At 57.6% G+C, this 24,030-nt stretch carries 24 protein-coding genes; 11 read left to right on the top strand and 13 right to left on the bottom strand.

The window, feature by feature from the left end; translation table 11 throughout:
* Positions 1-3: 3 nt before the first annotated feature.
* The 5 genes from AAH450_RS15650 to AAH450_RS15630 all read left to right on the top strand — a co-directional run bounded on the left by AAH450_RS15650 (position 4) and on the right by AAH450_RS15630 (position 5,440).
* Positions 4-1,545 (top strand): glutathione ABC transporter substrate-binding protein, encoded by a 1,542-nt coding sequence (locus AAH450_RS15650; RefSeq protein ID WP_342911026.1) that lies wholly within the window; start codon positions 4-6, stop codon positions 1,543-1,545.
* 64 nt (positions 1,546-1,609) lie between these two features.
* Complete coding sequence (locus tag AAH450_RS15645; protein WP_342911025.1) at positions 1,610-2,542, top strand: ABC transporter permease; 933 nt, start codon at positions 1,610-1,612, stop codon at positions 2,540-2,542.
* The gene (locus AAH450_RS15640; protein WP_342911024.1) at positions 2,539-3,438 is read left to right on the top strand and encodes an ABC transporter permease subunit; all 900 of its coding nucleotides are present in this window, start codon (positions 2,539-2,541) and stop codon (positions 3,436-3,438) included. The genes AAH450_RS15645 and AAH450_RS15640 overlap by 4 nt, the downstream gene beginning before the upstream one ends.
* A 4-nt stretch (positions 3,439-3,442) precedes the next feature.
* Positions 3,443-4,504 (top strand): DmpA family aminopeptidase, encoded by a 1,062-nt coding sequence (locus AAH450_RS15635; RefSeq protein WP_342911023.1) that lies wholly within the window; start codon positions 3,443-3,445, stop codon positions 4,502-4,504.
* 114 nt (positions 4,505-4,618) lie between these two features.
* Positions 4,619-5,440 (top strand): M55 family metallopeptidase, encoded by an 822-nt coding sequence (locus tag AAH450_RS15630; protein ID WP_342911022.1) that lies wholly within the window; start codon positions 4,619-4,621, stop codon positions 5,438-5,440.
* 56 nt (positions 5,441-5,496) lie between these two features.
* On the opposite strand, the gene AAH450_RS15625 is transcribed toward AAH450_RS15630, so the two are convergent.
* The 6 genes from AAH450_RS15625 to AAH450_RS15600 form a co-directional block, all read right to left on the bottom strand.
* Positions 5,497-6,996 carry a serine hydrolase domain-containing protein gene (locus AAH450_RS15625; protein WP_342911021.1) on the bottom strand — a complete coding sequence of 500 codons (1,500 nt, stop codon included), beginning with the start codon at positions 6,994-6,996 and terminating at the stop codon, positions 5,497-5,499.
* On the bottom strand, positions 6,993-7,733 hold the full coding sequence (locus tag AAH450_RS15620; RefSeq protein ID WP_342911020.1) for an ABC transporter ATP-binding protein: 741 nt from the start codon (positions 7,731-7,733) through the stop codon (positions 6,993-6,995). The genes AAH450_RS15625 and AAH450_RS15620 overlap by 4 nt, the downstream gene beginning before the upstream one ends.
* 88 nt (positions 7,734-7,821) lie before the next feature.
* On the bottom strand, positions 7,822-8,652 hold the full coding sequence (locus AAH450_RS15615) for an ABC transporter ATP-binding protein (protein WP_342911019.1): 831 nt from the start codon (positions 8,650-8,652) through the stop codon (positions 7,822-7,824).
* Positions 8,653-9,552: an ABC transporter permease gene (locus AAH450_RS15610; protein ID WP_342911018.1), complete on the bottom strand. Its 900-nt coding sequence runs from the start codon at positions 9,550-9,552 to the stop codon at positions 8,653-8,655. It lies immediately after the preceding gene.
* Positions 9,549-10,559: an ABC transporter permease gene (locus AAH450_RS15605; RefSeq protein ID WP_318789195.1), complete on the bottom strand. Its 1,011-nt coding sequence runs from the start codon at positions 10,557-10,559 to the stop codon at positions 9,549-9,551. The genes AAH450_RS15610 and AAH450_RS15605 overlap by 4 nt, the downstream gene beginning before the upstream one ends.
* The gene (locus tag AAH450_RS15600; RefSeq protein ID WP_342911017.1) at positions 10,559-12,154 is read right to left on the bottom strand and encodes an ABC transporter substrate-binding protein; all 1,596 of its coding nucleotides are present in this window, start codon (positions 12,152-12,154) and stop codon (positions 10,559-10,561) included. Before AAH450_RS15600 ends, AAH450_RS15605 begins: the two co-directional genes overlap by 1 nt.
* 193 nt (positions 12,155-12,347) lie before the next feature.
* Here AAH450_RS15600 and AAH450_RS15595 point away from each other — a divergent pair, with 193 nt between their 5' ends.
* Both AAH450_RS15595 and AAH450_RS15590 read left to right on the top strand, forming a co-directional pair.
* Positions 12,348-13,439, top strand: coding sequence for a dipeptidase (locus AAH450_RS15595; RefSeq protein ID WP_342911016.1), 1,092 nt, complete (start codon positions 12,348-12,350; stop codon positions 13,437-13,439).
* Between the two features lie 2 nt (positions 13,440-13,441).
* Complete coding sequence (locus AAH450_RS15590) at positions 13,442-14,365, top strand: LysR family transcriptional regulator (protein WP_342911015.1); 924 nt, start codon at positions 13,442-13,444, stop codon at positions 14,363-14,365.
* A gap of 29 nt (positions 14,366-14,394) precedes the next feature.
* Here AAH450_RS15590 and AAH450_RS15585 read toward each other — a convergent pair whose 3' ends face one another.
* Positions 14,395-14,673 (bottom strand): helix-turn-helix domain-containing protein, encoded by a 279-nt coding sequence (locus tag AAH450_RS15585; protein WP_318789199.1) that lies wholly within the window; start codon positions 14,671-14,673, stop codon positions 14,395-14,397.
* Position 14,674: 1 nt separating this feature from the next.
* Positions 14,675-14,983, bottom strand: coding sequence for a type II toxin-antitoxin system RelE/ParE family toxin (locus AAH450_RS15580; protein WP_342911014.1), 309 nt, complete (start codon positions 14,981-14,983; stop codon positions 14,675-14,677).
* Positions 14,984-15,166: 183 nt separating this feature from the next.
* On the opposite strand from AAH450_RS15580, the gene AAH450_RS15575 reads away from it, so the two are divergent.
* The gene (locus AAH450_RS15575) at positions 15,167-15,562 is read left to right on the top strand and encodes a polyketide cyclase (RefSeq protein ID WP_342911013.1); all 396 of its coding nucleotides are present in this window, start codon (positions 15,167-15,169) and stop codon (positions 15,560-15,562) included.
* Positions 15,563-15,666: 104 nt separating this feature from the next.
* Here AAH450_RS15575 and AAH450_RS15570 read toward each other — a convergent pair whose 3' ends face one another.
* Positions 15,667-16,689 (bottom strand): zinc-binding alcohol dehydrogenase family protein, encoded by a 1,023-nt coding sequence (locus tag AAH450_RS15570; RefSeq protein ID WP_342911012.1) that lies wholly within the window; start codon positions 16,687-16,689, stop codon positions 15,667-15,669.
* 135 nt (positions 16,690-16,824) lie between these two features.
* Between AAH450_RS15570 and AAH450_RS15565 the strand changes: the two genes are divergently transcribed.
* Both AAH450_RS15565 and AAH450_RS15560 read left to right on the top strand, forming a co-directional pair.
* A complete protein-coding gene (locus tag AAH450_RS15565) occupies positions 16,825-17,730 on the top strand; it encodes a GntR family transcriptional regulator (protein ID WP_342911011.1) in 906 nt (301 codons plus the stop codon).
* A gap of 177 nt (positions 17,731-17,907) precedes the next feature.
* Positions 17,908-19,266, top strand: a complete 1,359-nt coding sequence (locus AAH450_RS15560; protein ID WP_342911010.1) for an MFS transporter — start codon at positions 17,908-17,910, stop codon at positions 19,264-19,266.
* A gap of 91 nt (positions 19,267-19,357) precedes the next feature.
* Here AAH450_RS15560 and AAH450_RS15555 read toward each other — a convergent pair whose 3' ends face one another.
* Positions 19,358-20,236, bottom strand: a complete 879-nt coding sequence (locus AAH450_RS15555) for a LysR family transcriptional regulator (protein WP_342911009.1) — start codon at positions 20,234-20,236, stop codon at positions 19,358-19,360.
* Positions 20,237-20,368: 132 nt separating this feature from the next.
* On the opposite strand from AAH450_RS15555, the gene AAH450_RS15550 reads away from it, so the two are divergent.
* Positions 20,369-21,094, top strand: a complete 726-nt coding sequence (locus AAH450_RS15550) for a pirin family protein (RefSeq protein ID WP_342911008.1) — start codon at positions 20,369-20,371, stop codon at positions 21,092-21,094.
* Between the two features lie 38 nt (positions 21,095-21,132).
* On the opposite strand, the gene AAH450_RS15545 is transcribed toward AAH450_RS15550, so the two are convergent.
* Genes AAH450_RS15545 through AAH450_RS15535 form a run of 3 tightly spaced genes read right to left on the bottom strand, consistent with a single transcriptional unit; the run spans position 21,133 to position 24,030 of the window.
* Positions 21,133-21,957: an alpha/beta fold hydrolase gene (locus AAH450_RS15545; RefSeq protein ID WP_342911007.1), complete on the bottom strand. Its 825-nt coding sequence runs from the start codon at positions 21,955-21,957 to the stop codon at positions 21,133-21,135.
* Between the two features lie 41 nt (positions 21,958-21,998).
* On the bottom strand, positions 21,999-23,621 hold the full coding sequence (locus tag AAH450_RS15540; RefSeq protein ID WP_342911006.1) for an MFS transporter: 1,623 nt from the start codon (positions 23,619-23,621) through the stop codon (positions 21,999-22,001).
* A complete protein-coding gene (locus AAH450_RS15535; protein ID WP_342911254.1) occupies positions 23,608-24,030 on the bottom strand; it encodes a DoxX family protein in 423 nt (140 codons plus the stop codon). Before AAH450_RS15535 ends, AAH450_RS15540 begins: the two co-directional genes overlap by 14 nt.

Here is a 24,030-nt window from a genome sequence, read left to right as displayed (position 1 = left end):
ATCATGAAGCCGTTTTTACGTCGTTCTGCCATCGCCCTTGGGCTGTCATTGTGCCTGGCGGGTATTGCTCAGGCTCAGGACCTGCGCATTTCCGCCTATGTTGATATCACGGGCCTGGATCCGCACGATACCTCCGACAACGCCAGTTATTCGGTGCAGGCGGGCATCTTTGAGCGCCTGTTTCAGTTCGACAGCAAAATGAAGCTGGTACCCTGGCTGGCTACGGATTACAGCAGCAATGAGGATGCCACTGAATTCACCCTGAATCTGCGTCAGGGCGTGACCTTCCAGGACGGTACGCCGTTTAATGCGGAAGCGGTAAAAGCTAACCTCGACAGGCTGGCAGATCAGACCAAAGGCCTGAAGCGTAACAGCCTCTATAAAATGATTAAAACGGTGACCGTGGTCTCGCCAACGCAGGTGAAAGTTGTGCTGAACCAGTCGTTTGGCGCCTTTATCAATACCCTGGCGCACCCTTCCGCCGTGATGTGGAGCCCCACTATTCTCAGGCAGTATCCGCAAGAGGCGCAGCTGCGTCTGCATCCGGTCGGCACCGGCCCGTTCAGATTTGTCAGCTGGCAGCCGGGCAAAGAGGTCAAACTCAGCAAGTTTGACGGCTACTGGCAAAAAGGCTGGCCGAAAGTAGATAACGTCTATATCTCGCCAGGCCCGGAAGACTCTACCCGCGTGGCGGCGCTGAAATCGGGTCAGGTAGATGCCATCTATCCTCTGCCTTCTGACCTGATCAACACCGTGCAGAGCGACAGCAAGCTGGCGGTAAAGCGCGATGAGAGTATCTATCTCTACTACATGGCGATTAACACTCAGCATAAATCGCTGGCCGACGTGCGTGTGCGCCAGGCAATTAACTACGCCATCAACCGCGATATCTGGCTGAAAGTGGCCTATGCGGGCATGGGGAAACCGGCCACCTCCGCTATCCCACCTGCGGTGCAGTTCTATGCCAGACAGAGCGATCCGGACTACAGCTATAACCCGGAGAAAGCCAAAGCGCTGCTGAAAGAGGCGGGTTTTGCCAACGGCCTGGACCTCAAGCTGTGGGTAACCAACGCCACTGCCAGCGTACGTGCAGCACAGTTCCTCAAGCAGCAGTTGGGCGCGGTGGGTATTCGCGTGACGGTCACGCCAATGGATTCCGGCGCGCGTAACGCCAAACTGTGGGGCGTGAAGGATCCAAAGCAGGCCGAATTCGATCTCTATTACGGCGGCTGGTCCACGTCAACCGGAGATGCTGACTGGGCGTTGCGCCCGCTGTTCGCTACCGAGTCCTGGGTGCCGACCTCCTATAACGTCTCCTACTACAGCAACCCGGAAGCGGATAAAGCTATCGCCGCCGCGCTGCAAACGGCCGATCCCGCTAAGCGCGCGGCGGCTTATGCGCAAGCGCAGAAAATCATCTGGAAAGATGCCCCCATTGCCTTCCTGGGTTCGCCGGATAACCTGGTCGGCAGGAAAAAGAACCTGACCGGCGTGTCGATGCTGGCAGATGGTTCGTTCCTGTTCAATCAGGCTGAGTTTAAATAATCCCCTGTGGCGGGAGCGCTCCCGCCTTTGCTGCCAGGCACCCGAATAAACCAGGAAATCGCCTATGTTTACTTATCTTGTCCGACGTTTGCTGGAAATGATCCCGGTGTTGCTGGTGGTCTCTCTGTTGGTGTTCGGTTTTATCAAATTACTGCCGGGCGACCCGGCACGCATTTACGCTGGCCCCGATGCGCCGGTTGAAGCGGTCGAGGCGGCAAGGCAGCACCTGGGGCTGAATGACCCGCTGCCGCAGCAGTATCTTCACTGGCTGGGTGGCGTGATGCAGGGCGATTTGGGCGTGACTTACCGTACCCAACAGCCGGTGACTGAAGCGATTGCCCAGGGCTTTATGCCAACGATGTGGCTGGCGCTGGCAGGCTTTGCCTGGTCGGTGCTGCTGGGGCTGATAATCGGTGTGGTTTCCGCCCTGAAACGGGGGAAGTGGCAGGACTGGACGCTGATGAGCCTGGCGGTGGGGGGCATCTCCATGCCGCCTTTCTGGCTGGGGCTGCTGCTGATCCAGTTTGTGGCGATGCCGTTTGGCCTGTTTTCAGTCAGCGGGTTCAGTCAGCCCAGCGATATCATTCTGCCCGCCCTGACGCTGGGGTCTTCCGTCGCGGCGGTGATGGCACGTTTTACCCGCTCGGCGTTTCTGGAAGTGGCTCAGGAAGATTATGTCCGCACCGCTAAGGCCAAAGGCCTGCGTAACCGTCTGGTGACGTGGAAGCATGTGATGCGCAACGCGCTGATCCCGGTGATCACTATGCTGGGGCTGCAATTCGGTTTCCTGCTGGGCGGATCGATCGTGGTGGAGAGCGTCTTTAGCTGGCCAGGGTTGGGCTGGCTGCTGATCGAGTCGATCAAATCTCAGGACCAGCCGGTGATCCAGGCGCTGGTGATGCTGTTCGTGTTTGAATTTATTGTTATTAACCTGCTGGTGGATCTGCTCTATGCGGTGGTTAACCCGGCTATTCGCCTGCGTCAGGAGCCTGCATGAAGCCTACGACTGAAGCGGCCATTGCCAGGAGCGTGCTGGAGAACAGCACGCTTCGCTCGCCGTGGCATGATTTTATCCAAAACCTGATGCGCAACCCGCTGGCGCTGGTCTCCGGCGGCTTTATTCTGCTGCTGGTCATTGTGGCGATCTTTGCCCCCTGGCTGGCACCCTGGGATCCGATGACACCTGACTGGATGGCGCTCTCCGCGCCGCCTTCTGCCGCACACTGGATGGGCACCGACGACCTTGGGCGTGATGTGCTGAGCCGCATAATCTATGGCGCCCGTATTTCGCTCTACGTCGGCGTGCTTTCTGTTACCGCGGGCATGGTGGTGGGCATCGTGCTTGGGCTGCTGGCGGGCTACTATGGCCGCTGGGTCGATATGCTGATTATGCGCGGTTCCGACGTTTTGTTTGCCTTCCCCGGCATGCTGCTGGCGATTGCGGTGGTTGCGATATTAGGGCCAGGGTTAAATAATGTCATTATCGCCGTGGCGGTGTTCAGCGTGCCGGTTTTTGCCCGTATTGTGCGCGCCTCCACGCTCTCGCTTAAACAGGCTGCCTATGTGGAAGCGGTACGCTGCGCCGGGGCGCCGGACCGGATCATTTTGATCCGCCATATCCTGCCGGGCACCCTCTCTAACGTCATCGTCTATTTCACCATGCGTATCGGCACCAGCATTCTTACCGCTGCCGGTCTGAGCTTTATCGGCCTGGGGCCGGAGCCGGACGTGCCGGAGTGGGGCAATATTCTGGCGATGAGCCGCAGTATGATGATGGCCGGAGAGTGGCACGTCAGCGTCTTTCCCGGCCTGGCCATTTTTGTCACGGTGCTGGCGTTTAACCTGCTGGGTGACGCGCTGCGCGATACCTTAGATCCCAAACTGAAAGGGTAAGAAGATGGATTATCGTCAGGCGGCGCTTGAGCTGTTACTGCAACGCTGGCGCGAGACGCGCCAGTTGGGCAATCCGCGCGGTAGCTGTGGCGCCACCGACAGCCTGAGCGACGTGCCGGGCGTGCGGGTCGGGCACTTCACGCTGGATGAGGGGGAACGCCAGACCGGCGTCACCGCTATTGTGCCGCCGGGCGATAACCTGTTTATGCAGCCGCTGCCCTGCGGCGCGGCAGTGCTGAACGGCTTTGCCAAACCGGTGGGGCTGGTGCAGCTGGAGGAGCTTGGCGTACTGCAAACGCCGATCCTGCTCAGCAATACGCTGGCTGTGGGGACGCTTTTCACCGCGCTGGTGCGTGAGGCGATTGCGCAGAATCCTGAACTGGGCCGTTCTTTGCCTACGGTTAATCCTCTGGTGCTGGAGTGCAACGACGGCTGGCTGAATGATATTCAGGCGCTGGCCGTCTCTGACCACATGGCGCAGCAGGCGCTGGCGACAGCCACAGCAGATTTTGCCCGCGGCAGCGTGGGCGCAGGGCGGGGTATGAGCTGTTTCAGTATGAAAGGAGGCATTGGCACCGCCTCACGGATCGTTCCGGCACTGAACGCCACGCTGGGGGTGTTGGTGCTGGCTAATTTTGGCGCGCTCACTGCCCTGACGCTGGATGGCGTGCGCGTAGGGGAGGCGATAGAGCCGCTGCTGCCGGAGCTGACGCCGCAGCGTGATGCAGGCTCCATCATCATCATTATGGCGACCGACGCGCCGCTGGATGCCCGACAGCTGAAACGCATTGCCAAACGTGCCGGTGCCGGGCTGGGCAGGCTGGGAAGCTACTGGGGCCATGGCTCTGGCGATATTGCCGTGGCTTTTTCCACCACCGCCGTCCCGCAGCCGCCAGAGGATGCGGCCCTCGAACCGCTGCTGATGGCCGCTGCCGATGCCACTGAGCATGCGGTGCTGGATGCGCTGCTCAGCGCGGAGGCGGTAACTGGTTTTCGCGGGCATCACCGTCCTGCTCTGAGCGAGCTTCTGGACCAGCTGGCGTCAGAAACGGGGCGTTTTCAGTAATACCGGCTGGCCCTGCCAGGCGGCCAAAAAACGCAATCCGCTCCTCCGTTTTCAGCGCTGTTCAGGCAGAGCTGGAAGGGAAGGCAACCTTGTTATCCTGTAGGGAATGCTGTGATGAAAATCTTTATTTCGGCTGATATTGAAGGCATCGCGGGCGTAATGCGTCCTGAACAGTGCAGCCCCGGCCATGCGGAATATCAGCTGGCGCGCGGCCTGATGGAGCAGGAGGTGAACGCCGCCATCGAGGGGGCATTTGCTGGCGGCGCAACAGAAGTGGTGGTGGCAGACAGCCACGCGCAGATGACTAACTTGCGGGCGGAGAATATCGACCCGCGGGCGCGCCTGGTCCAGGGAAAACCGCGCGGCCTGTCGATGGTGGAAGGGCTACAGCAGCAGGCTTATGACGGCATGATGTTTGTGGGCTACCACAGCGCCGCAGGCGAGTTTGGCGTACTGGCGCATACCATCAATGGCCGGGCGTTTTACCGGGTAAAGATCAACGGTGAAGTGATGGGCGAAAGTGATATTTACGCCGCCGCCGGCGCAGAACAGGATTCTCCGCTGTGGCTGGTAACCGGCGATGACGCGCTACAGCAGTGGATTGGCAACTATTATCCCTCGGTGGACTATGTGTGCGTGAAGCGCGCCATTTCACAAACCTGCGCCGAATCCCTCAGCCCGCAAGCCGCCCGTGAAGCTATCCGCCAGTCGGCAGAAAATGCGGTGAAACGCGCACGCAAAGTCACCACCACCCGCCTCCAGGCCCCTTACGCGCTGGAGCTGATGGTGGCAAAACCGGTGTTGGGCGATCTCTTCTGCCTGATCCCCGGCGTACAGCGGCAGGACGCGATAACGGTAAGCTACACCGCGCCCACCATGGCAACTCTGGTCAGCCTGTTAAGCGCCTTTTCTTATCTCGCTTCGACGCAGAACTGAGGATGACTAAACGCGGGTCTTAAGAAGGCTGTTCCAGGTAGCTTTCAGGCCTTCGTTTAACGCCGGTACTTCACCACCCGGCTGCGATTAAGCAGTAACTTCAGGCTGTCGCCCTCAACCTGTACCCCAAAGCGTTTCTGCCAGGGGCCATCCTGCGCGGTGGCTAACAGGCGGTCTTTGCCGAGTGAGACCAGCGTGGCGGTGATGGCAGCCGGGCCGATGCCCATGACCATATTTGCCCCGTCAATCACCAGTTCGCTGCGCATCTCCGCAACCGTCCAGCGCCCCTGAATGGCGGCCAGCGTGGCGCTTTCCGGCTCCACCCGAACAAATTTTCTGGGGGCCAGGCCAATTTCGCCGTGGATGGTGCCGCCTTGCTGTTGCAGCCGAACCGGGAAAGTACTGGAAAGAGAGATGGCCTCACCAGGTTGTTCGCCGCGAAAGAGGTTTTCAGTCGCGCCCAGCCAGGTGATGCTGCTGGCGCTGACCTCCAGCCAGTCGCTGCCCGCTTCAGCAACATACAGCCCCGGCGTCAGCGCGTGGCCGCGTTCCGGCAGAGCCTGATCCTGTAAGGCGGCCATCACTGCCAGCGCCATATCGAAACTCGCCACGTCCTCGCGGTTTGCCACTAAAGCCAGCCCCACTTTTTGCTGTGGGTCGAGCAGGAAATAGCTTTTATAGCCAGCATGCGAGCCGCCGTGGCCCACCAGCTTCACGCCGCCCACTGACGAATGCGCAATGCCCAGCCCATAGCCGGCCGGCCGGCCATCGGTGAGATAGCGGGTCGCTATCAGCCGGTTTAAAATCGTCTCTTCACCCAGCAGATATTGCAGCCATTTACAGAGGTCGGTCACGCTGCCGGTAACAGAGCCGGAAGCGGAAAGGTGCAGCCCGGCGCTGGCCAGCAGCCACTGGTTGTTCTGCTGCCAGTAACCGGGCACCAGCCCTGGCACCACATCAAACCAGGTCTCCGGCGCGGTAAAATGGGTTCCCAGAGGCTGATTGATCTGCTCGTCAAGCAGGTCTGCCAGCAGCACACCTTTGGCTTTCAGCGCCTCTTCCACCAGCCGGTAGCCGGTATTGGAATAGGAGACCTCGCTGCCTGGCGGATAGTTGAGATCGCCCATCTCCGCCAGCAAAGCCAGCAAGGCAGCGGCGCTGGTGGCGTTATACAGGGAAAGCCCAAGCAGAGAGAGCGTTTCACGCACGTCCGGCAGGCCGGAAGTCATATCCAGCGCGCGGCCTACGGTGACCTGGCCATTTTCGCCGGTCAGCTGTGGCAGATGCTCAACCAGCCGATCTTCCAGCCCGAGATGCTGGCTGGCTGCGCCCGTAACCAGCGAGGCGAAGATATGTTTGGTTACCGAGGCATAACGCACCACGGTATCGCCATCAAATGCGCGCTTCTGGGCCAGATCCGCCAGCCCGCCTGCGCTGATGCTGCGCAGGTTCTCAGCATCAAACAGCGCAATGGCTCCGCCTGGCGCGCCAGGTTTCCCCCAGCCTGCGGCAATGTCGTCGGCGACTTTTTGCGCCTGCTGCCAGTTCAGCGTCATGCCGGTTCCTCCAGCGTCATGCTTAAATCAAAGAGTTCCGCAGTGTGCGGATGTTGAATGCGACGGGCGCGAAGATCCTCAGCGCTAAGCTGCTCGACCATTTCGCCCTGCTGCATGACGCCAATCTGCGCGCAGAGGTGGGTGACCACGGCCAGGTTATGCGTCACCATAATGTAGGTGAGCTTGCGCTCCTCCCGCAAATCACTGAGCAAATTCAGGATCTCTGCCTGCACCGAGACATCCAGCGCGGAGGTGGGTTCATCCAGCAGCAGCACTTCCGGCTCCGCTATCAGCGCGCGGGCAATGGCCACGCGCTGGCGCTGGCCGCCTGAAAGCTGATGAGGAAAACGGAAGCGAACCCCCGCAGGCAGGCCCACCTCGGCCAGCGCCTGAGCAATGCGCTGCTCTGCACGGTCGAAGCGGTGGATCAGCAGCGGCTCATGCAAAATGCGGTCGATGGTCTGCCGCGGATGCAGCGAACCGTAAGGATCCTGAAACACCATCTGTACCTGGCGGAAGAAGCTGCGCCCACGGTGCGCAGAGAGCGCCATCCCGCCAAACTTTATCTCACCGCTCCAGGCACTATTCAGGCCCGCCAGCGCGCGAAGAATGGTGGACTTGCCGGAGCCGCTCTCTCCCACGATGCCAAAACTGGCGCCGTTAGCCACAGTAAAAGAGACGCCTTTCACCACTTGCTGGGTGCCAAAGGCGATGTGTAAATCAGCTACTTCAATCACAATGAAACCTCGCAGGGCGCTGCATTTCGCCGTAAAGCTGGTGGCCCGAGAGGCGTGAGCGTGCCGGTTGGGTTGGAAATATAGCCACTCATTCCTCTCTCCATGATGCTTCCCGCTGCATCACCGGCAGACGGTCACGCGGATGGCGAAGGGAAGGCAGGCAGGCCAGCAGGCCCTGGGTATAAGGGTGCTGTGCCTGCTGCAAGTCTCCGGCTTGCAGCATCTCGACAATACGTCCGCCATACATCACTGCCACGCGATCGCAGAAATGGGAAACCAGCGGCAGATCGTGGCTGATCAGGATCAGCCCCATGCCACGCTGCGAAACCAGATCGTCAATCAGGCGCAGGATCTCTGCCTGCACGGTGGCATCCAGCGCGCTGGTGGGTTCATCGGCTATCAGCAGTTCCGGATCAGGTGCCAGCATCATGGCGATCATCACGCGCTGCCCCATGCCGCCAGAAACTTCATGCGGATAGCGTTTTGCCACCAGTTCGGGGTCACGAATTTTAACCTGTGCCAGCAGTTCGATAGCCGCTTTCATCGCTTCACGCCTGCTGTCGCCCTTGTGCTCGCGCCAGGCTTCAGCAATCTGCTGACCAATAGTCATCACCGGGTTAAGTGAGTATTTCGGGTCTTGCAGAATAAAACCAACGCGCTTGCCGCGCACCTGACGCAGCTTCTTCTCGCTGGCGCCGCGCAGGTCAATCCCGTCAAAGCTCAGCCTGTCGGCGGTGACCTTCGCGCTGCCAGGCAGCAGCTGCATCAGGCTGCGGGCGGTCAGGGATTTCCCCGATCCGCTTTCGCCCACAATAGCGAACTTCTCTTTGCCCACGCTGAATGAAACGCCGCGTACCGCTTCAAAGGTCTCTGCACCGCTGGTGAAGCTGATGCGTAAATTCTCTATCTCTACCAGCATCTACTTCTCCTTAGGGTCCAGTACGTCGCGCAGACCGTCGCCGAGGAAGTTAAACGCCAGCGAGGTGAGAAAAATGGCGAGGCAGGGCATCAGCGGCACCCACCATTCGCTGAACAGAAAGCGGCGCGCCGTGGCGATCATGGTTCCCCATTCCGGCGATGGCGGCTGGGCGCCCATGCCAAGAAAGCCCAGGCTGGCGGCGGTAATAATGATGGAACTCATATCCAGCGTAACCCGCACAATCAGGCTCGGCACGCACAGCGGCATCACGTGACGCAGGATCACGCGCAGCGGTGAAGCGCCGCTCAGACGGCTGGCCGCAATGAAATCGCTGTGGCGAAACTGGAGCGTTTCGGCGCGCGCCAGACGGGCGTAGGGGGGCCAGGCGGTCAGCGCAATCGCCAGAATGGCGCTCTCCACGCCAGGCTTCAGCGCGGCCACAAAGGCCAGTGCCAGGATCAGCCGGGGAAAGGCCAGGAAGATATCGGTGAGGCGCATCAGCGCTTTATCCAGCAGACCGCCAGCATAACCTGCGATACAGCCAGTCAGCAGGCCAATCGGCGCGGTGATCAGCACCACGGCAATCACCATGCCCAGCGTGGTTCTGCCGCCGAAAAGAATACGCGTCCAGATATCGCGGCCCAGCTCATCGGTGCCCAGCCAGTGCTGAGCCGAAGGGCGGGCGAGGCGGTTAGCCAGGTCCTGAAAACCGGGATCGTAAGGGGTGAGCAGCGGGGCAGCGAGCGACAGCAGCAGCATCACCAGTACCACCACCAGCCCGCTCATTGCCAGCGGATGGCGCTTCAGCCCCAGCCAGAGACGATAGCGGCGTCCCCACACTGCCTGACGGCGGGTGGAGGGTGTCTCGTCGAGCAGCCAGGCTCTTGTCAGATTGGTCATTTTACGCGTGGGTCCCAAAGTCGGTAGAGAATATCGGCGCAGAGATTCAGCAGCACATAGACCGTGCCCACCAGCAGGGTGGCGCCCACCACCGGGTTCATATCCGCATTCATCAGTGAAGTGGTCAGATACTGCCCAAGGCCTGGCCAGGAGAAGACATTCTCCGTCACCACAGCCCCTTCCAGCAGCCCGGCGTAGGTCAGCGCCAGCACGGTCACTAACTGCACCGCAACGGTAGGAAAAGCGTGACGCCAGATAACCCTGCGTGAAGAGAGTCCTTTAGCTCGGGCAGTAATAACAAACTCCCCGCTCAGCGCATTCAGCATAAACGTGCGGGTCATGCGGGTGATGTAAGCCATGCTGAACCAGGCAAGGATTAACACGGGCTGCGCCATATGCGCCAGCGCATCCCATAAGGCGTCGTAATCTCCCGCCAGCAGAGAATCCACCGTCAGCAGCCCGGTTACCTGCGGCACCATATCCTGATAGATAATGTCCTGCCGACCGGGCCCCGGCGCGATGCCCAGCACGGCGTAGAACAGCAGCAGGCTCAGCAGCGCCAGCACAAAGACCGGCAAAGAGTGCCCCGCCAGACAGAGCACGCGGATGATCTGATCAATCCATTTCCCCTGGCGCACCGCGGCCCAGACACCGAGCGGAATGCCGACGATCGCCGCAATAATAATCGCTGCGGTAGCCAGCTCCAGCGTGGCAGGAAAAAAGCGGGCGATATCCTGGCTGACCGGGTTAGAGGTTAAAACAGAGCGGCCAAAGTCGCCGTGAACAATCTGCGTGAGATAGTGCCAGAACTGAATGTATAGGGGCTGATCCAGCCCCATCTCCTGACGGACGCGCTCTACCACGGCCTGGGGAGCATTGTCCCCCACCGCCGCCAGTACCGGGTCGGTCGGCATCACCCGACCGATAAAGAACGTTAACACCGACAGGCCAAACAGCGTCAGCAGCAGGCTTCCCAGCGTACTGACAATACGTTTTAACCACGACATCAGGCTTTTTTCACCTGTTCGTAGGGGTTGTCATTCAGCACGCTAATCCGCATACCCGTGACATTTTTAGTGCTGGCATAGGTCGTAACGGACTGGAACATCATAATAAAGGGGCTTTTTTCGCGGTGCTCTTGCTGAATATTTTCATACAGAGCAATGCGTTTTGCCGCATCCGTTTCATGCAGCGCGGCAACGGTCATTTTGTTAAACGCTTCATCAGACCAGCCGCAACGCCATGCCAGCGTGCGGTTACGGGCATTGGTACTGTTATCGGTGTTAACGCAGAACGCTTCGGTATTGGAGTTGGGATCAAAATAATCCGCCCCCCAGGAGGTCACAGCCAGCTGATGCTGTCGCGCACGCATTTTAGTCAGAACCTGACGGTTTTCAGAGGCGATCAGCGATGCCCTGATACCCACTTCGGCCAGCTGGGTCTGAAGAGCCTGAGCGATATCCGGGAAAGGCTGGGCAGAGTAGTGATCGAGCGTAATGTCGAATCCGTCGGCGTAACCCGCTTCCGCCAGCAACGCTTTTGCTTTCGCTACATCTTTTTTAAAGGGATTGTCATTCAGCGCTGCCGGGAAACCGGCTGGCAGGAAACTCTGATGCACTTTATGCGTCAGGGGAATGATATTTTTCTGGATGCTGTCGTAATCAATCGCCCACTTCAGCGCCTGCCAGACCTGCGGTTTGGCCAGATGTTCGTTGGTGGTATTACAGGACATCAGCGTCAGCGTGCCCACTTCCTGACCCACAACATGGAAATTGTTATCGCCCTGCAACGGTTTCAGCTGCTCTGTAGTCAGGTTACGGGCAATATCCACGTCGCCCTTTTGCAGCATCAGCAGCTGCGCCGACGGGTCGATAATATGTTTGGCAATCACGCGTTTAATGAGGGATTGAGATGGGTGATTCTCGTTTTTCTCCAGGATCACGCTTTCGCTGGCTTTCCAGGCGCGCAGCGTAAATGGCCCGCTGCCGGCGCTGTGCTGTTTGATCCAGGCGTTCCCCTGGTCGTCCCCTGCCTGATTTGCCAGTGCGGTTTTCTTCTGCACTATGCTGCCAACCGGGGCAGAGAGGCAGTAAAGCAGGAAAGTTTCGGCGGCGGGTTCGCTCAGGTTGAGTACCAGCGTATGGGCATCTTTCGCCACAATCTTCTGTTCGACATTCTCTTTGGTAAAACCGAACTGGTTGATGATAAAGGCCGGGCTTTTATCCAACTTCACTACGCGCTGTAAGGAGAACGCCGCATCTTCTGCCGTTAGCGGGCTGCCGTCAGAAAACTTCACGGAGGGGTCCAGATGGAAAGTGAAGATTTTGCTGTCGCTGCTGACTTCCCAGCTTTTTGCCAGCTCGCCCTTTACTTCATCAGGCTTCGCCGGGTTGGGCATCACCAGACGCTGGTAAAGGTTACCGCAGATTTCAGAACCGATAGCCTCAAAGCTTTCGGCGGGGTCGAGACTGGTCATGTTATCAAGCTGCATCGCCATCACCAGCATAGAGGGCGGCGTAGCGGCGAAGGCGCTGTTCAGTGAGAGGTAAGAAAGAAAAGGAACCGCACTGCATCCTGCAAGAAAACGTCTTCTGGTAACCATGATGTCTCCAAGATATTGAAATAAAAGAATAAACTAGCGATTTATTGTCTGTTTTGCCTTGACAGTAACCCAAAATGTCAGGTAGTACTGAAAGCCGAAGCTTGTCTGCTGCGCAAGCGGCCTGCCCTCTGCTGGTGCGCTCTGCGTCAGTATGAAGCAGCGGCATAATCCTGAACTTAGAGCGGAAATCCTCATGCAATCACTGCGTCCTGATGCTGTTTCCCTGCCCGTCTTCGACGGCCATAACGATCTCCTGATGCGCCTGTGGCTCTCCCACCAGGATGACCCGGCATCCGCTTTTCTGAACGGCCCTGCGGCAGGGCAGATGGATTTGCCAAGAGTGCGTCAGGGTGGCTTTGCCGGAGGACTGTTCGCGGCTTATGTGCCTTCGGCTGGATTTGCTGCAAGAAACGCGCCAGCTGTGAAAAAAAACCGCGGCGTGCTGGGCTGTAACGAAATTGAACCCACCCCTGGCAGGAAAGAGGCGCTGGAGATAACCCTGTCGATGATCGCCACGCTGCTGCGTATTGAACAGCAGTCCGCTGGCGCGGCGCGGATTTGCCGGACGGCGGCGGATATCCGCCACTGCATGCAGCAGGGTGCAATAGCGATGGTCATGCACATTGAAGGCGCAGAAGCGCTGGATGAAGATCTGGCGCTGCTGGAAGTGCTCTACGCGGCCGGTTTACGCACGCTTGGCCCGCTGTGGAGCCGGCCAAATATTTTCGGCGATGGTGTGCCTTTCCGCTTTCCCTCTTCCCCGGATATCGGCAACGGCCTGACGGAGGCTGGTTTGCGTCTGGTGCGCGCCTGTAATGCGAAGCGCATCATGGTCGATCTCTCACATATGGATGAGAAAGGCTTCTGGCAGACGGCAGAAATCAGCAACGCGCCGCTGGTGGCGAGCCATTCCAATGCCCATGCGTTATGTCCGCAGTCGCGCAACCTTACTGACCGTCAGCTTGCCGCTATCCGCGAAACCCACGGCTTTGTGGGCGTGAATTTTGGTACCAGCTTCCTGCGCAGCGATGGCAAAAAAGCGGCGGACGCCACGGTGCTGGATATCGTGCGCCATGTGGATTATCTCATTGAAAAAGTTGGCGAAGATAATGTCGGCTTTGGATCGGACTTTGACGGCACCACGCTGCCGCCCGATATGAAAGATGTGGCGGGTTTACCCCTGCTGGTTTCCGCGCTACGCGAGCGGGGCTACAGCCAGCCTCTGCTGGAAAAAGTGTGCTACGGCAACTGGATACGCGTACTGGAAGCCACCTGGGGTGAATAATCATGCGGCTGCGGCATATTGAAGTTTTTCAGGCGATTATCGATACCGGCAGCATCAGCGGGGCAGCCAGGCAACTCAACGTTTCCCAGCCCAACGTCAGCCGGGTGTTGGGTCATGCCGAGCAGCAGCTGGGCTTTACGCTGTTTGAGCGCCGCAGCCAGGGAATGATCCCGACGCTTGAGGCCCAGCGGCTGATACCGGAAATCCGCGAGCTTTACAGTCGGTTGCAGGCTATCAGCACCCTGACCGAGAGGCTGCGACGGGGAGAAGGGCAAAGAGTGCGGGTGGGTGCGGCTCACGCCTTCGGCCAGATGATTCTGGCACCGGCCATGGTGGAGTACCGGCGGCAGAATGGCCTGGTGAACGTCGATCTGGTGACGGAACACTTCAGCACGCTGTGCCAGAATTTACTGGAGGATCGGCTCGATTTCGCCCTGGTATTTGGTCAGCAGATACCGGCAGAGCTGGTGGCGGAGCCACTGTTTCACTCTTCAATGGTGGCGCTGTTGCCGCTGGGAATGGAGGCGAGTTCGCCCGTCACGCTGGAGTGGCTATGCCAGAATAATTTGCTGATGATGCAGAAAGAGGACCCGCTGGGCCATGTGCTGCACCGCGCCCTGCGTGACAAGGGGTTGCAGCCCGCCAGTTCGCTCTCGATTAAAACCTATTCGGTTATCGCGGATATGGTACTGGCGGGCGGCGGCGTAGGAATTGTCGATCTCTTCACCGGCAGGCGCTACGCCGGGCAGGTCAGAGTGGTTCCTGTAGCGCAGCCGTTGCCGTTTGAAGTGATGCTGATTGGCCGACGCGATCGGCCTCAGTCGCACTCCACGCTGCAACTGAAGCAGGTAATCCGCACCAGGCTCTGGGAGCTGGCGCGGCAATCCCATTACCTTCAGGAACAGCTGCCGCCAGACCTTTTGTAAATACAGCAGGCCTCTGGCGGCAAAGCATCTTAAAAATAGAGCGTGGCGTTGCTGATGCCGCAGGCTTTCGCGTAGCGGGCCAGCGTTTCCAGACTGGCAGAGGTGATATTTTTCTCCATACGGGAGATCGTCGGCGGTTTAATCCCCATCCGTTCAGCGACCTGCGCGCTGGTCAGGCCTGCATGAGCTTTCCACTCAACCAGCAGTTTCTGCAACCGCTCTTTTCTTTCTTCCGCTTCCCATGCCGCACGGTACTCGGGATCTTCCATTAATTCGTTATGAATCTGAGAAAGTGGTTTTGCTTTCATATTAAAAATCCTCCAGTCGCTTCCAGGCTAACGCTATTTCACTCAATGGGGTTCTGGCTGTCTTCTTGATAAAAATGCGTAAGACATAAATTTTACTGCCAGTGTGGTAAACCCACAATCCACGGGCAACATCATTACCCATTGTCCGAATTTCATACATTCCTTTGCCCAGCGGCTTTGAATGCGGCTCCCTGAGTGAACGCGGATTAGCTTCTAACCTCTGCAAGAGCCTGACCATTTTGGCTCTGATGTGGGCAGGCAATTGATGTAATTCCCCTTCGGCTTCTTCATGAAACTCAACCTCAAACATATTCTCCTCCTCCCTGGAAAAGTAAATGTTAGCCTTAACGCTAATATCGGTCAACTATTAACCGGTTTGTTGCGCCTCTTTCTGTAAGTTCTGTGGCAGTTAACAGTTTCGCTTGCCGTTGCTTTGCAACCCCTGTCACCGGTGGTTAAATCGGCTGTCGCTTATCAACATGCAGGAGGAGCTGTGCTGCCATCGCAAACCGTTGCCCGGACGATCCCTCGTAACTGGGTGGACCTTTACGAGACAATCTGGAAACCTGACTACTTCCCGAAATGGGCTTCCGGCCTCAGTCAATCTTCGCTGGTGCAGGAAAGTACCCACTGGAAAGCGAGCGGGCCGGATGGGGTGGTGAAAATCCGCTTTACCGCCCACAACCCCTTTGGCGTTATGGATCACTATGTGGATAGCGGTTATGGCAAAGAGGTGTATGTCCCGATGCGGGTGATGGCGAACCAGGAAGGGGCGCAGGTGCTGATTACCGTGTTTCGTCAGCCGCTGATGTCGGATGAAAAGTTCGCTAAAGATGTGGCGTGGGTGACGCGGGATCTGGAGACGCTGTACACACTTTTAACAAGCTGATTAAAGCTCTTTTGCCCGCATTGAAGCGGAAAGAGCGCTCTGCTCACTCATCGCCTTGTCTGAGGAAAGAGTGAGCAGTCTGGTTATTCAGGGGTTCCTGCCCGTTAAAAATGGATCACGCCTTTGATCAACTCACGGTTATTGATCACTTCAGACTCAAAACGATCTGCCAGATCCGCAAACGCAAACCGTTGATTCAGCATCATACCGGCCCTGATTTTTCCCGCCGCCATTAACTGCGCCACTTTCTCAAAATCCTGCTGGGTGGCGTTGCGGCTTCCCATCAGCGTGGTCTCTTTTTTATGGAACTCCGTATCGGGGATCTGAATGTCGCCTTTATGTAAGCCAACAAACACAATGCTGCCGCCGTGGGCGATAAGCGACACGGTGTTGTTCATCGCCGTTGGGTTGCCGGTGGCATCAATCACTTTACCCGGCAGACGACCCGAAAACTGCGCCCGCAGCTGCTGCTCAAAATCGCTGGCAGCGGCATCCAGTGCGGGCAATGCCAGGTTCTGCACGACATGCTCGCGCCGAAATGCGCTGGTATCGGCAACCACCACCCGCGCGCCTGCTGCGTCAGCAATAGCCGCCACGCCCAGCCCGATGGGGCCTGCGCCCACCACCAGCACGCTTTCGTCCGGCTCCAGGGCTGCGCGACGAACGGCATGGGCGCTGATAGCGAAGGGTTCAATCAGGGCGGCAGCTTCCGCATCGACGCCGGTAACGTCCAGCAGGTTACTTACCGGCACGCTCAGATAGTCGCAAAAACCCCCATCCTGATGCACGCCAATGACCGAGATTTTTTCACAGCAGTTAGTTTTACCGCTTTCGCACGCAGCACAGGCGCCGCAGGAGAGATAAGGGATTACCGAGACGCTCTGGCCCACGCGGAAGCGCTCCGCACCGGCACCCAGCGCAACCACTTCACCGCACAGCTCGTGACCGAGAACGCGGGGGTAGCTGAAAAAGGGCTGGTTGCCTGCCCAGGCGTGGATATCGGTGCCGCAAATACCGGCGGTCACAATTTTCAACAGGGCTTCACCGGCGGCAGGCTCTGGTTTGGCGCGCTGCTGATAAGCCATCTCTTTCGGCTGCTGGCACACCAGCGTGGTCATCATGGTCATGAGTTTTCTCCATTGTCTGGCCTGAGTTATGGAATAAAACCCCCTGTCTTTGCAGCGCGGCGAGGTGAATTTGTGACTGAACGCGCCTTTGTCGGGCCTGAATTGGTTTTTAATAAATAAAAATCAGGAGAAGCCATGAGCCGCACGCAAAATCTTCGCCATAACGTGGTGAACCAGATGCTGGAAGGCATCACCAGTAAACATATCCGCTCGCCGCTGCCGCCACAGGCCGCGCTGGCGGAGATGTTCAATGTCAGTCGCACCACCGTGCGTCACACGCTGGCGCATCTGCATGAGCGCGGCGTACTGGATAAGGTGGATGAACACTATGTGATTGTCCGTACACCGGGTCAGGAGGATGGTTTCGACGCCGTAAGCACCTCTCTGGATGAGCAGGCCCGCGAGTTTGAACAGGCTTTTTTTCAGATGATCAACCAGAAGACGCTGTGCGCCGGAGAGAGCTTTTCCGAGCTGCAACTGGCGCAACAGGTTGGCGTCAGCCCGGTAGTGGTGCGGGAATTTCTGCTGCGCTTCAGCCGCTACAATTTGATTGAGAGCGTGCGTCGCGGCCACTGGCTGATGAAAAAGTTCGATCGTCGCTATGCGGAAAAGCTTTTTGAACTGCGCGAGATGCTGGAAACGCACGCCCTGAACCGGTTTCTTAACCTGCCAGCCAGCGATGAACGCTGGATTAAAGCCCGTGATCTGCTCAGCCGCCATCGTGAGATGCGCGACACCATCGCCAGCAACTACCGGATGTTTGCGCAGCTGGATCGCGAAATGCATCAGCTGATCCTCTCTGCCGCAGATAATCCCTTTATCGACCAGTCGCTGGAGATTATCTCTGTGATTTTTCACTCGCATTATCAATGGGATGAAAGCGATTTAAAACAGCGGAATATCGTCGCGCTTGAGGAACATATGGCGATCCTCACCGCGATTATCAGCCGCAATGATGTGGAAGCCAGCTGTGAATTACATCGTCATCTCACCACCGCCAAGCAGTCGATGATCCGCTCTATCCGGCAATACAGTGACTGAGATCCCGCTTTTGCCGCCCCCTGGCGATAAAGAACCAATAAAAAACAGTAAAGCCTAATCTGAAGCACGGAACCGCAACATGATTGCCTTATGAAATTAACAAGGCATTTACTCTGAGCAGGATATCTTCACCGCCCAAAGCGGATTACAAGAACACCTGACCCTGGGGAATGCTTTATGGAAAACAGCCCGATTGTGACTGGCAGCGGCCGCGATATTGGCTCCGGCAAAGAGACTGTGGAGATTGTTCCGCAGCACGGCAAGCTGGTCCGCTCTGCCCGCATCAAGCGCGTGCAAACCACCGCGATGATCCTGCTGTTTCTGGCAGCCGTCATCAACTACCTTGACCGCAGTTCGCTCTCCGTCGCCAATATGACCATCCGCGGCGATATGGGGCTGAGCGCTACGGAGATTGGCCTGCTGCTGTCAGCCTTTTCTCTGGCTTACGGTATAGCGCAGCTGCCCTGCGGCACGCTGCTGGACCGTAAAGGCCCACGTATTATGCTGGGAATTGGTATGTTCGTCTGGTCATGCTTTCAGGCGCTCTCTGGGCTGGTGCATAACTTTACCCAGTTTATTCTGGTGCGCATTGGGCTGGGCATAGGCGAAGCGCCAATGAATCCGTGCGGCGTGAAGGTGATCAACGACTGGTTCAACATCAAAGAGCGTGGCATGCCGATGGGCTTCTTTAACGCCGCCTCGATGATTGGCCTGGCCATCAGCCCGCCGATTCTGGCTGCGATGATGCTCTCTCTGGGCTGGCGCGGCATGTTCGTTACCATCGGCTTGCTGGGCATTTTCCTCTCGGCAGGCTGGTATATGCTTTACCGCAACCGCGATAACAAGAGCCTGACGAAAGAAGAGATCAACTATCTGGAAGCGGGTAGCGTCAGCGCCCGCAAAGAGCCGATGACCATGAAAGAGTGGCGTGGTCTGTTTAAGAACCGCACCATGTGGGGAATGATGATCGGCTTCAGCGGCATTAACTATACCGCCTGGCTCTACCTGGCCTGGCTGCCGGGCTACTTGCAGACCACCTATCATCTGGATTTAAAGGCAACCGGCTGGCTGACAGCCATCCCGTTCCTGTTTGGTGCCGCAGGCATGCTGCTGAACGGCTATGTGGTGGATGCGCTGGTGCGTCGTGGAATGCAGCCGGTGAAAACCCGTAAAATCTGTATCGTGGCGGGTATGCTGTTCTCAGCTGCCTTTACTGCCGTGGTGGTACAGGCAACGACAACCTCTGTGGCGGTGCTGCTGATTGGCATGGCGCTGTTCTGTATTCACTTTGCGGGCACCTCCTGCTGGGGGCTGATCCATGTGAACGTCACCTCACGCATGACCGCCTCGGTGGGCAGTATCCAGAACTTCGCCAGCTTTGTCTTTGCCTCGTTTGCCCCGGTATTAACCGGCTTTATCCTCGATAAAACCGGCTCTTTCAGCCTGGCGCTGACGTTATGTGCCTGCGTCACCGTGCTTGGCGCGCTCTCCTATCTGTTTATCGTCCGCGATCCGATTGTGGATGCCGTGGAATAACAGCGGCGTCTCGGGCAGGCAGCCGATTGCTGCCTGCTTTACGCACAAAACGGAGCCAGCAACAGTTCTTTTTTCAGGTTGCCCAACAGCGCTATTCGCTGAGCTTTCCCTGTAAAAATGCCAGCAGAGCCTGAATAATTTCGCTTCGCTGACGGTGCTGTGGATAAACGGCGCTGAGCGGAAGGGAAGCAGGATGAAATGGCTCCAGCACGGTCACCAGTTCGCCACGCTCCAGCGCCCGACCCACAATAAAACGCGGCAGCAGAACCAGCCCCAGTCCCGCCTTCGCTGCATCCAGCAGCACCTCGCCGTTATTGCTCAGCATCGGCCCCTGTACGGCCATCACCTTGCCGCGACCCGCCACATTCAGCTCCCAGCCATATTGCCCCTCGCGGCCAAATCTCAGACAGGCGTGATGCAGTAAATCTTCCGGAAGCTGCGGGATGCCGACACGTTGCAGGTAGTCTGGGCTTGCGCAGATAACCCGGCTGAGATCGCCCAGATGACGCGCTATCAGCGTGGAGTCGGCCAGGCTACCGATGCGCATAGCCATATCAAACCCTTCACCAATCACATCCACATAGCGGTCGGCAAGCTCAACGTGAAAGCGGAGAGCCGGGTGCAGCGTCAAAAATTCAGCAATAAGCGGAGAGAGGGGATTCATGCCAAAGGACATCGGCAGACTCAGGCGAAAGGTGCCGTGCAGTTCAGGACGCTGTTCGGAAACGGCCTGCTCAGCTTCACGGATATCATCCATGATGCGCTGGGCATGCAGGGCAAAAACTTTGCCGGAATCAGTGACCGTGAGCTTACGCGTGTTGCGGATCAACAGCCGTGCCCCCAGGGAAGCCTCCAGGGCAGCCATTCTGCGGCTGACATATTGCTTGGAAAGCATCAGCAGATCGGCGGCGGCGGTGAAGCTTCCGGCGTGGATCACCGCCAGGTAAATTTTCAGGTCTTCGATCTGCATATTGTCCACCAAAACGTGACAGTCATTGCCTTTTCAGGCCATTGCTGGGCAATTGAGTTTACTTATATTCTCTCTCTACCGGAAGGGCAGACGCCCGCCGACCCCTTAAAAAACCTGGAAAGGAGAAATACCATGATTGAGCAAAGATTGTCAGAGCAACGCGGAGTGGGCGACCACGGCTGGTTACATTCTCACCATACTTTTTCGTTTGCCAATTACTGGGATCCTAAACAGGCCGGCTTCTCTGACCTGCTGGTGATAAATGACGACCGCGTTGCCAAATCCCGTGGTTTCGGCGCGCATCCGCACAGCAACATGGAAATTATCTCTTATGTGTTGCAGGGTGCACTGGCGCATAAAGATTCAATGGGTACCGGCTCTGTGATTGTACCGGGTGATGTGCAGCTGATGAGCGCAGGCAGCGGCGTCACGCACAGCGAGTTTAATAACTCCAGCACTGAAGGCGTGCATTTCCTGCAAATCTGGATTGTGCCTGCCGAAAAAAATACCCCGCCGGGCTATCAGCAGGTTTCCGTGCCGGAGAGTGAAAAGCGTGGCCAGTTCAGACTGATTGTGTCGCCAGAAGGTGAAGGTGAGGCGCTTAAAGTACGTCAGGACATGCGTATCTACGCGGGTCTCTTTGATGGCGATGAGCAGCAGACCGTTACGCTGGATGAAAATCGTTACGCCTATATTCACGTGGCTCGCGGTGCGGTAACGGTTAACGGCATAGCCTTCAAAGCCGGTGACGGCGCGCGGGTACGCAATGAGCAGGCGCTGACGTTCAGCAAGGGTGAAGAGGCGGAAGTGCTGCTGTTTGACCTGCGTCCGGTGGAAGTGAATCACCCTTCGCGTTAAGAGCGGGAAAAAGCGCTGATTGCTCAGCGCTTTTTGCTTTACTGGCGGGCCTGCAAAAATGCCAGCAAATCGGCATTCAGCGTTTCCTGATGGGTTACGGCAAAACCGTGAGGCGCATTATCATAAACTTTCAGTTCAGCACCCGCGATGCTGGCTGCGGCCAGCTTGCCGGTAGTTTCGAAAGGCACTATCTGGTCATTGCTGCCGTGGATCACCAGCGTAGGAACGTCAATTTTCGGCATATCAGCACGGAAATCCGTTTCTGAGAAAGCCGTAACGCAATCTAACGTGCCCTTTAGCGAAGCCAGCAGCGCAATATTCAACGTCTGCGTCAGCACGCCTTCAGAAATGCTCTGTCCCGCATTGATGCCATAGAACGGCGTATTAAATTCTTTAATAAACTGCGCGCGGTCGCTGCGCAAGCCCTGCCTGATACCCTCAAATACAGAGAGATCCACACCCTGTGGATAATCTTCGGCCTTGCCAAAAATAGGGGTCACAGCACCTAACAGCACCAGGCCCGCCACGCGGGAACTGCCATACTGGCTGATATAACGGGTCACATCGCCGCCGCCCATCGAGAAGCCGACCAGCGTGACCTCCTGCAAATCCAGGCTGGTGATCAGGTCGTTGATGTCGCTGGCGAAGGTGTCGTAATCATAGCCGGTCCACGGCTGCTCAGAGCGACCAAATCCCCGGCGGTCAAAGGCGATAGCCCGATAGCCACGCTCAGCAAGGAAGTTCATCTGGCTGTCCCACATATCGGCATCCAGTGGCCAGCCGTGGCTGAACAGCACCGGTTTGCCTGTGCCCCAGTCTTTATAATAGATCTGCGTACCGTCTGATGTTTTTAATGTGCTCATAATTTGACCTTGCCTTTAACAGTTAAAAAAAAGGAACCCATTTATAGCGGGGCGACCAGATAGCGTACTTCAGGCAGTGTTTCTCCCTGATGGAACTGATAAACCCGATTCTGAATTTTTTGATCGTTCATGGTGTAGCGGTCCTGCTGGCGTAAATGCTCCATCCAGGAACCAACGATAAAGGTTTCGACAAAGATACCGGGCTGCAAAATATCCTCATACACAGACCAGTTGATGGCACCTCCCCGCTTGCGCACTCGCCGCATATCCTGCATACAGAGGGTGAAGCCGTGGGCGTCATCCTCGCGAATAAGGTACTCACAGGTCACCATCACCGGCCCGCGATCGTGATGAATTTCCAGCGCGGGGACAGGCTGGTTACTGCTGCTGAGATCCAGGTTGAGGTCGGGATCGAGATCCAACCGCCAGCGGAACACGGTGGCACAGGCCAGCACCATTCCCAGCGCCGCCACGCCCAGCGAGACGGGAATGCCGTAATGAGAAGCAAGCTGCCCCCACACGGCGCTGCCAATGGTCATCGAACCAAAAAACACGGTCAGATAAACAGCCAGCGCGCGGGCTTTTACCCATTTTGCAGCGCTACGTTGCGCCCCCAGGTTCAGCGTGGAAAGCACCGCGATCCATGAGAAGCCGGTAAAGAACTCAAAGGCGTTCAGCAGCCAGAAGTGACGGACAAAAGCGAGTGCCAGCAGCGTGATGGCAAAAAGCAGGCTCGCCAGCACCATCAGCCTGTCGGGATTAAAGCGCTTGCGCAGACGGGGCAGCATAATGGCCCCGCAGATCGCTCCCACGCCAATACAGGCCAGCATAATGCCATAGCCGCCCGGCCCCAGGCCCAGCTCACGCCGGGCAACCAGCGGTAAAAGCGCCCAACCTGCGCTGCCAAACACAAAGAAGGCAACGGTACGCACCAGAACATTACGCAGCACCGGCGCCGCATGGACATAACGCAGCCCAGCCCGGACGGCAGAGAAAAAGTGCTCTGGCGGCAGGCGCTGTACTGCCGGTTCTGCTTTCCAGCGATAAAGCACCCAGGCAACGCCCAGCACTGAAACGGCATTCAGCAGGAAAACCAGCCAGGGGCCGGCAAAGATCATGATCAGCCCGCCCAGCGCCGGCCCGATGGCCCGACTGATATTAATACCCAGTGAATTCAGCGCGATAGCAGGCCCCAGCTCCGCCTTGCTGACCAGATCCGGCACTATCGCCTGAAAAGGCGGGGAGCTCATTGCCGCACCCGTGCTGAGCAGGAAAGCGGCAATCAGCAGAACCAGCGGCGTAACCTGCCCGGTAAAGGAGAGGAGGGCCAGGGCAGCAGCGGCGATAAATACCCAGATTTGTGAAAAAAGCAGGTACTTACGGCGGTCCACAATATCGGCCATCACCCCGGAGGGCAGAGCAAACAGAAACATCGGCAGGCTGCTGGCGGCCTGAACCATCGCCACCGAAAGCGGATCGGCGCTTAAGGTGAGCATGCTCCAGTTCACGCCAACATCGTTCATCCATGAACCGATGTTCGACACCACCGTCGCTATCCACAGCGTGCGGAAAACACGCTGTCGCAGCGGTTGCCAGGGCGAGGCTGCAACGTCCGGAATGGCCGCTTCTACCGCCACATCATGAAGATCGTTAACCTGCGCCAAAGCGAACCTCCCTGGTGCGATTCGCCCCGATACGCCATTTGCCAGGGCCGGTTATCGCCAGGGTGCCAAACAGGATCAGCAGCAGCCAGCCGAACTGGCCTTCGGCAATGCTCCAGTCAGGATGCACAAACAGCATCGCCACCAGCAGCACGCCGATGATCGGCAGACAGGCCAGGCGTGTGCCGAAGCCAGCGATAATAAAGAGTGGGCAGATAACTTCGGCAAAAATGGCCGGGACAAGGCTCATCCACGGGCCGAGGCCAAAGGGATCTTCGATATGCGTCAGTTCTTCGCTGAAATGAAACACCTTTGGCAGGCCGTGTACATAGAGCAACAGCAGGCTACCGGCCAGGCGCAGGAAGAACAGCCCCGCATCGATGCGGGGCGACTGAATCAGGTGATTTTTCAT

Origin of the sequence: Erwinia magellanica, from assembly GCF_039023495.1 — a bacterium.
Lineage (GTDB): Bacteria > Pseudomonadota > Gammaproteobacteria > Enterobacterales > Enterobacteriaceae > Erwinia.
This window is presented reverse-complemented; position numbering and strand designations above follow the sequence as displayed.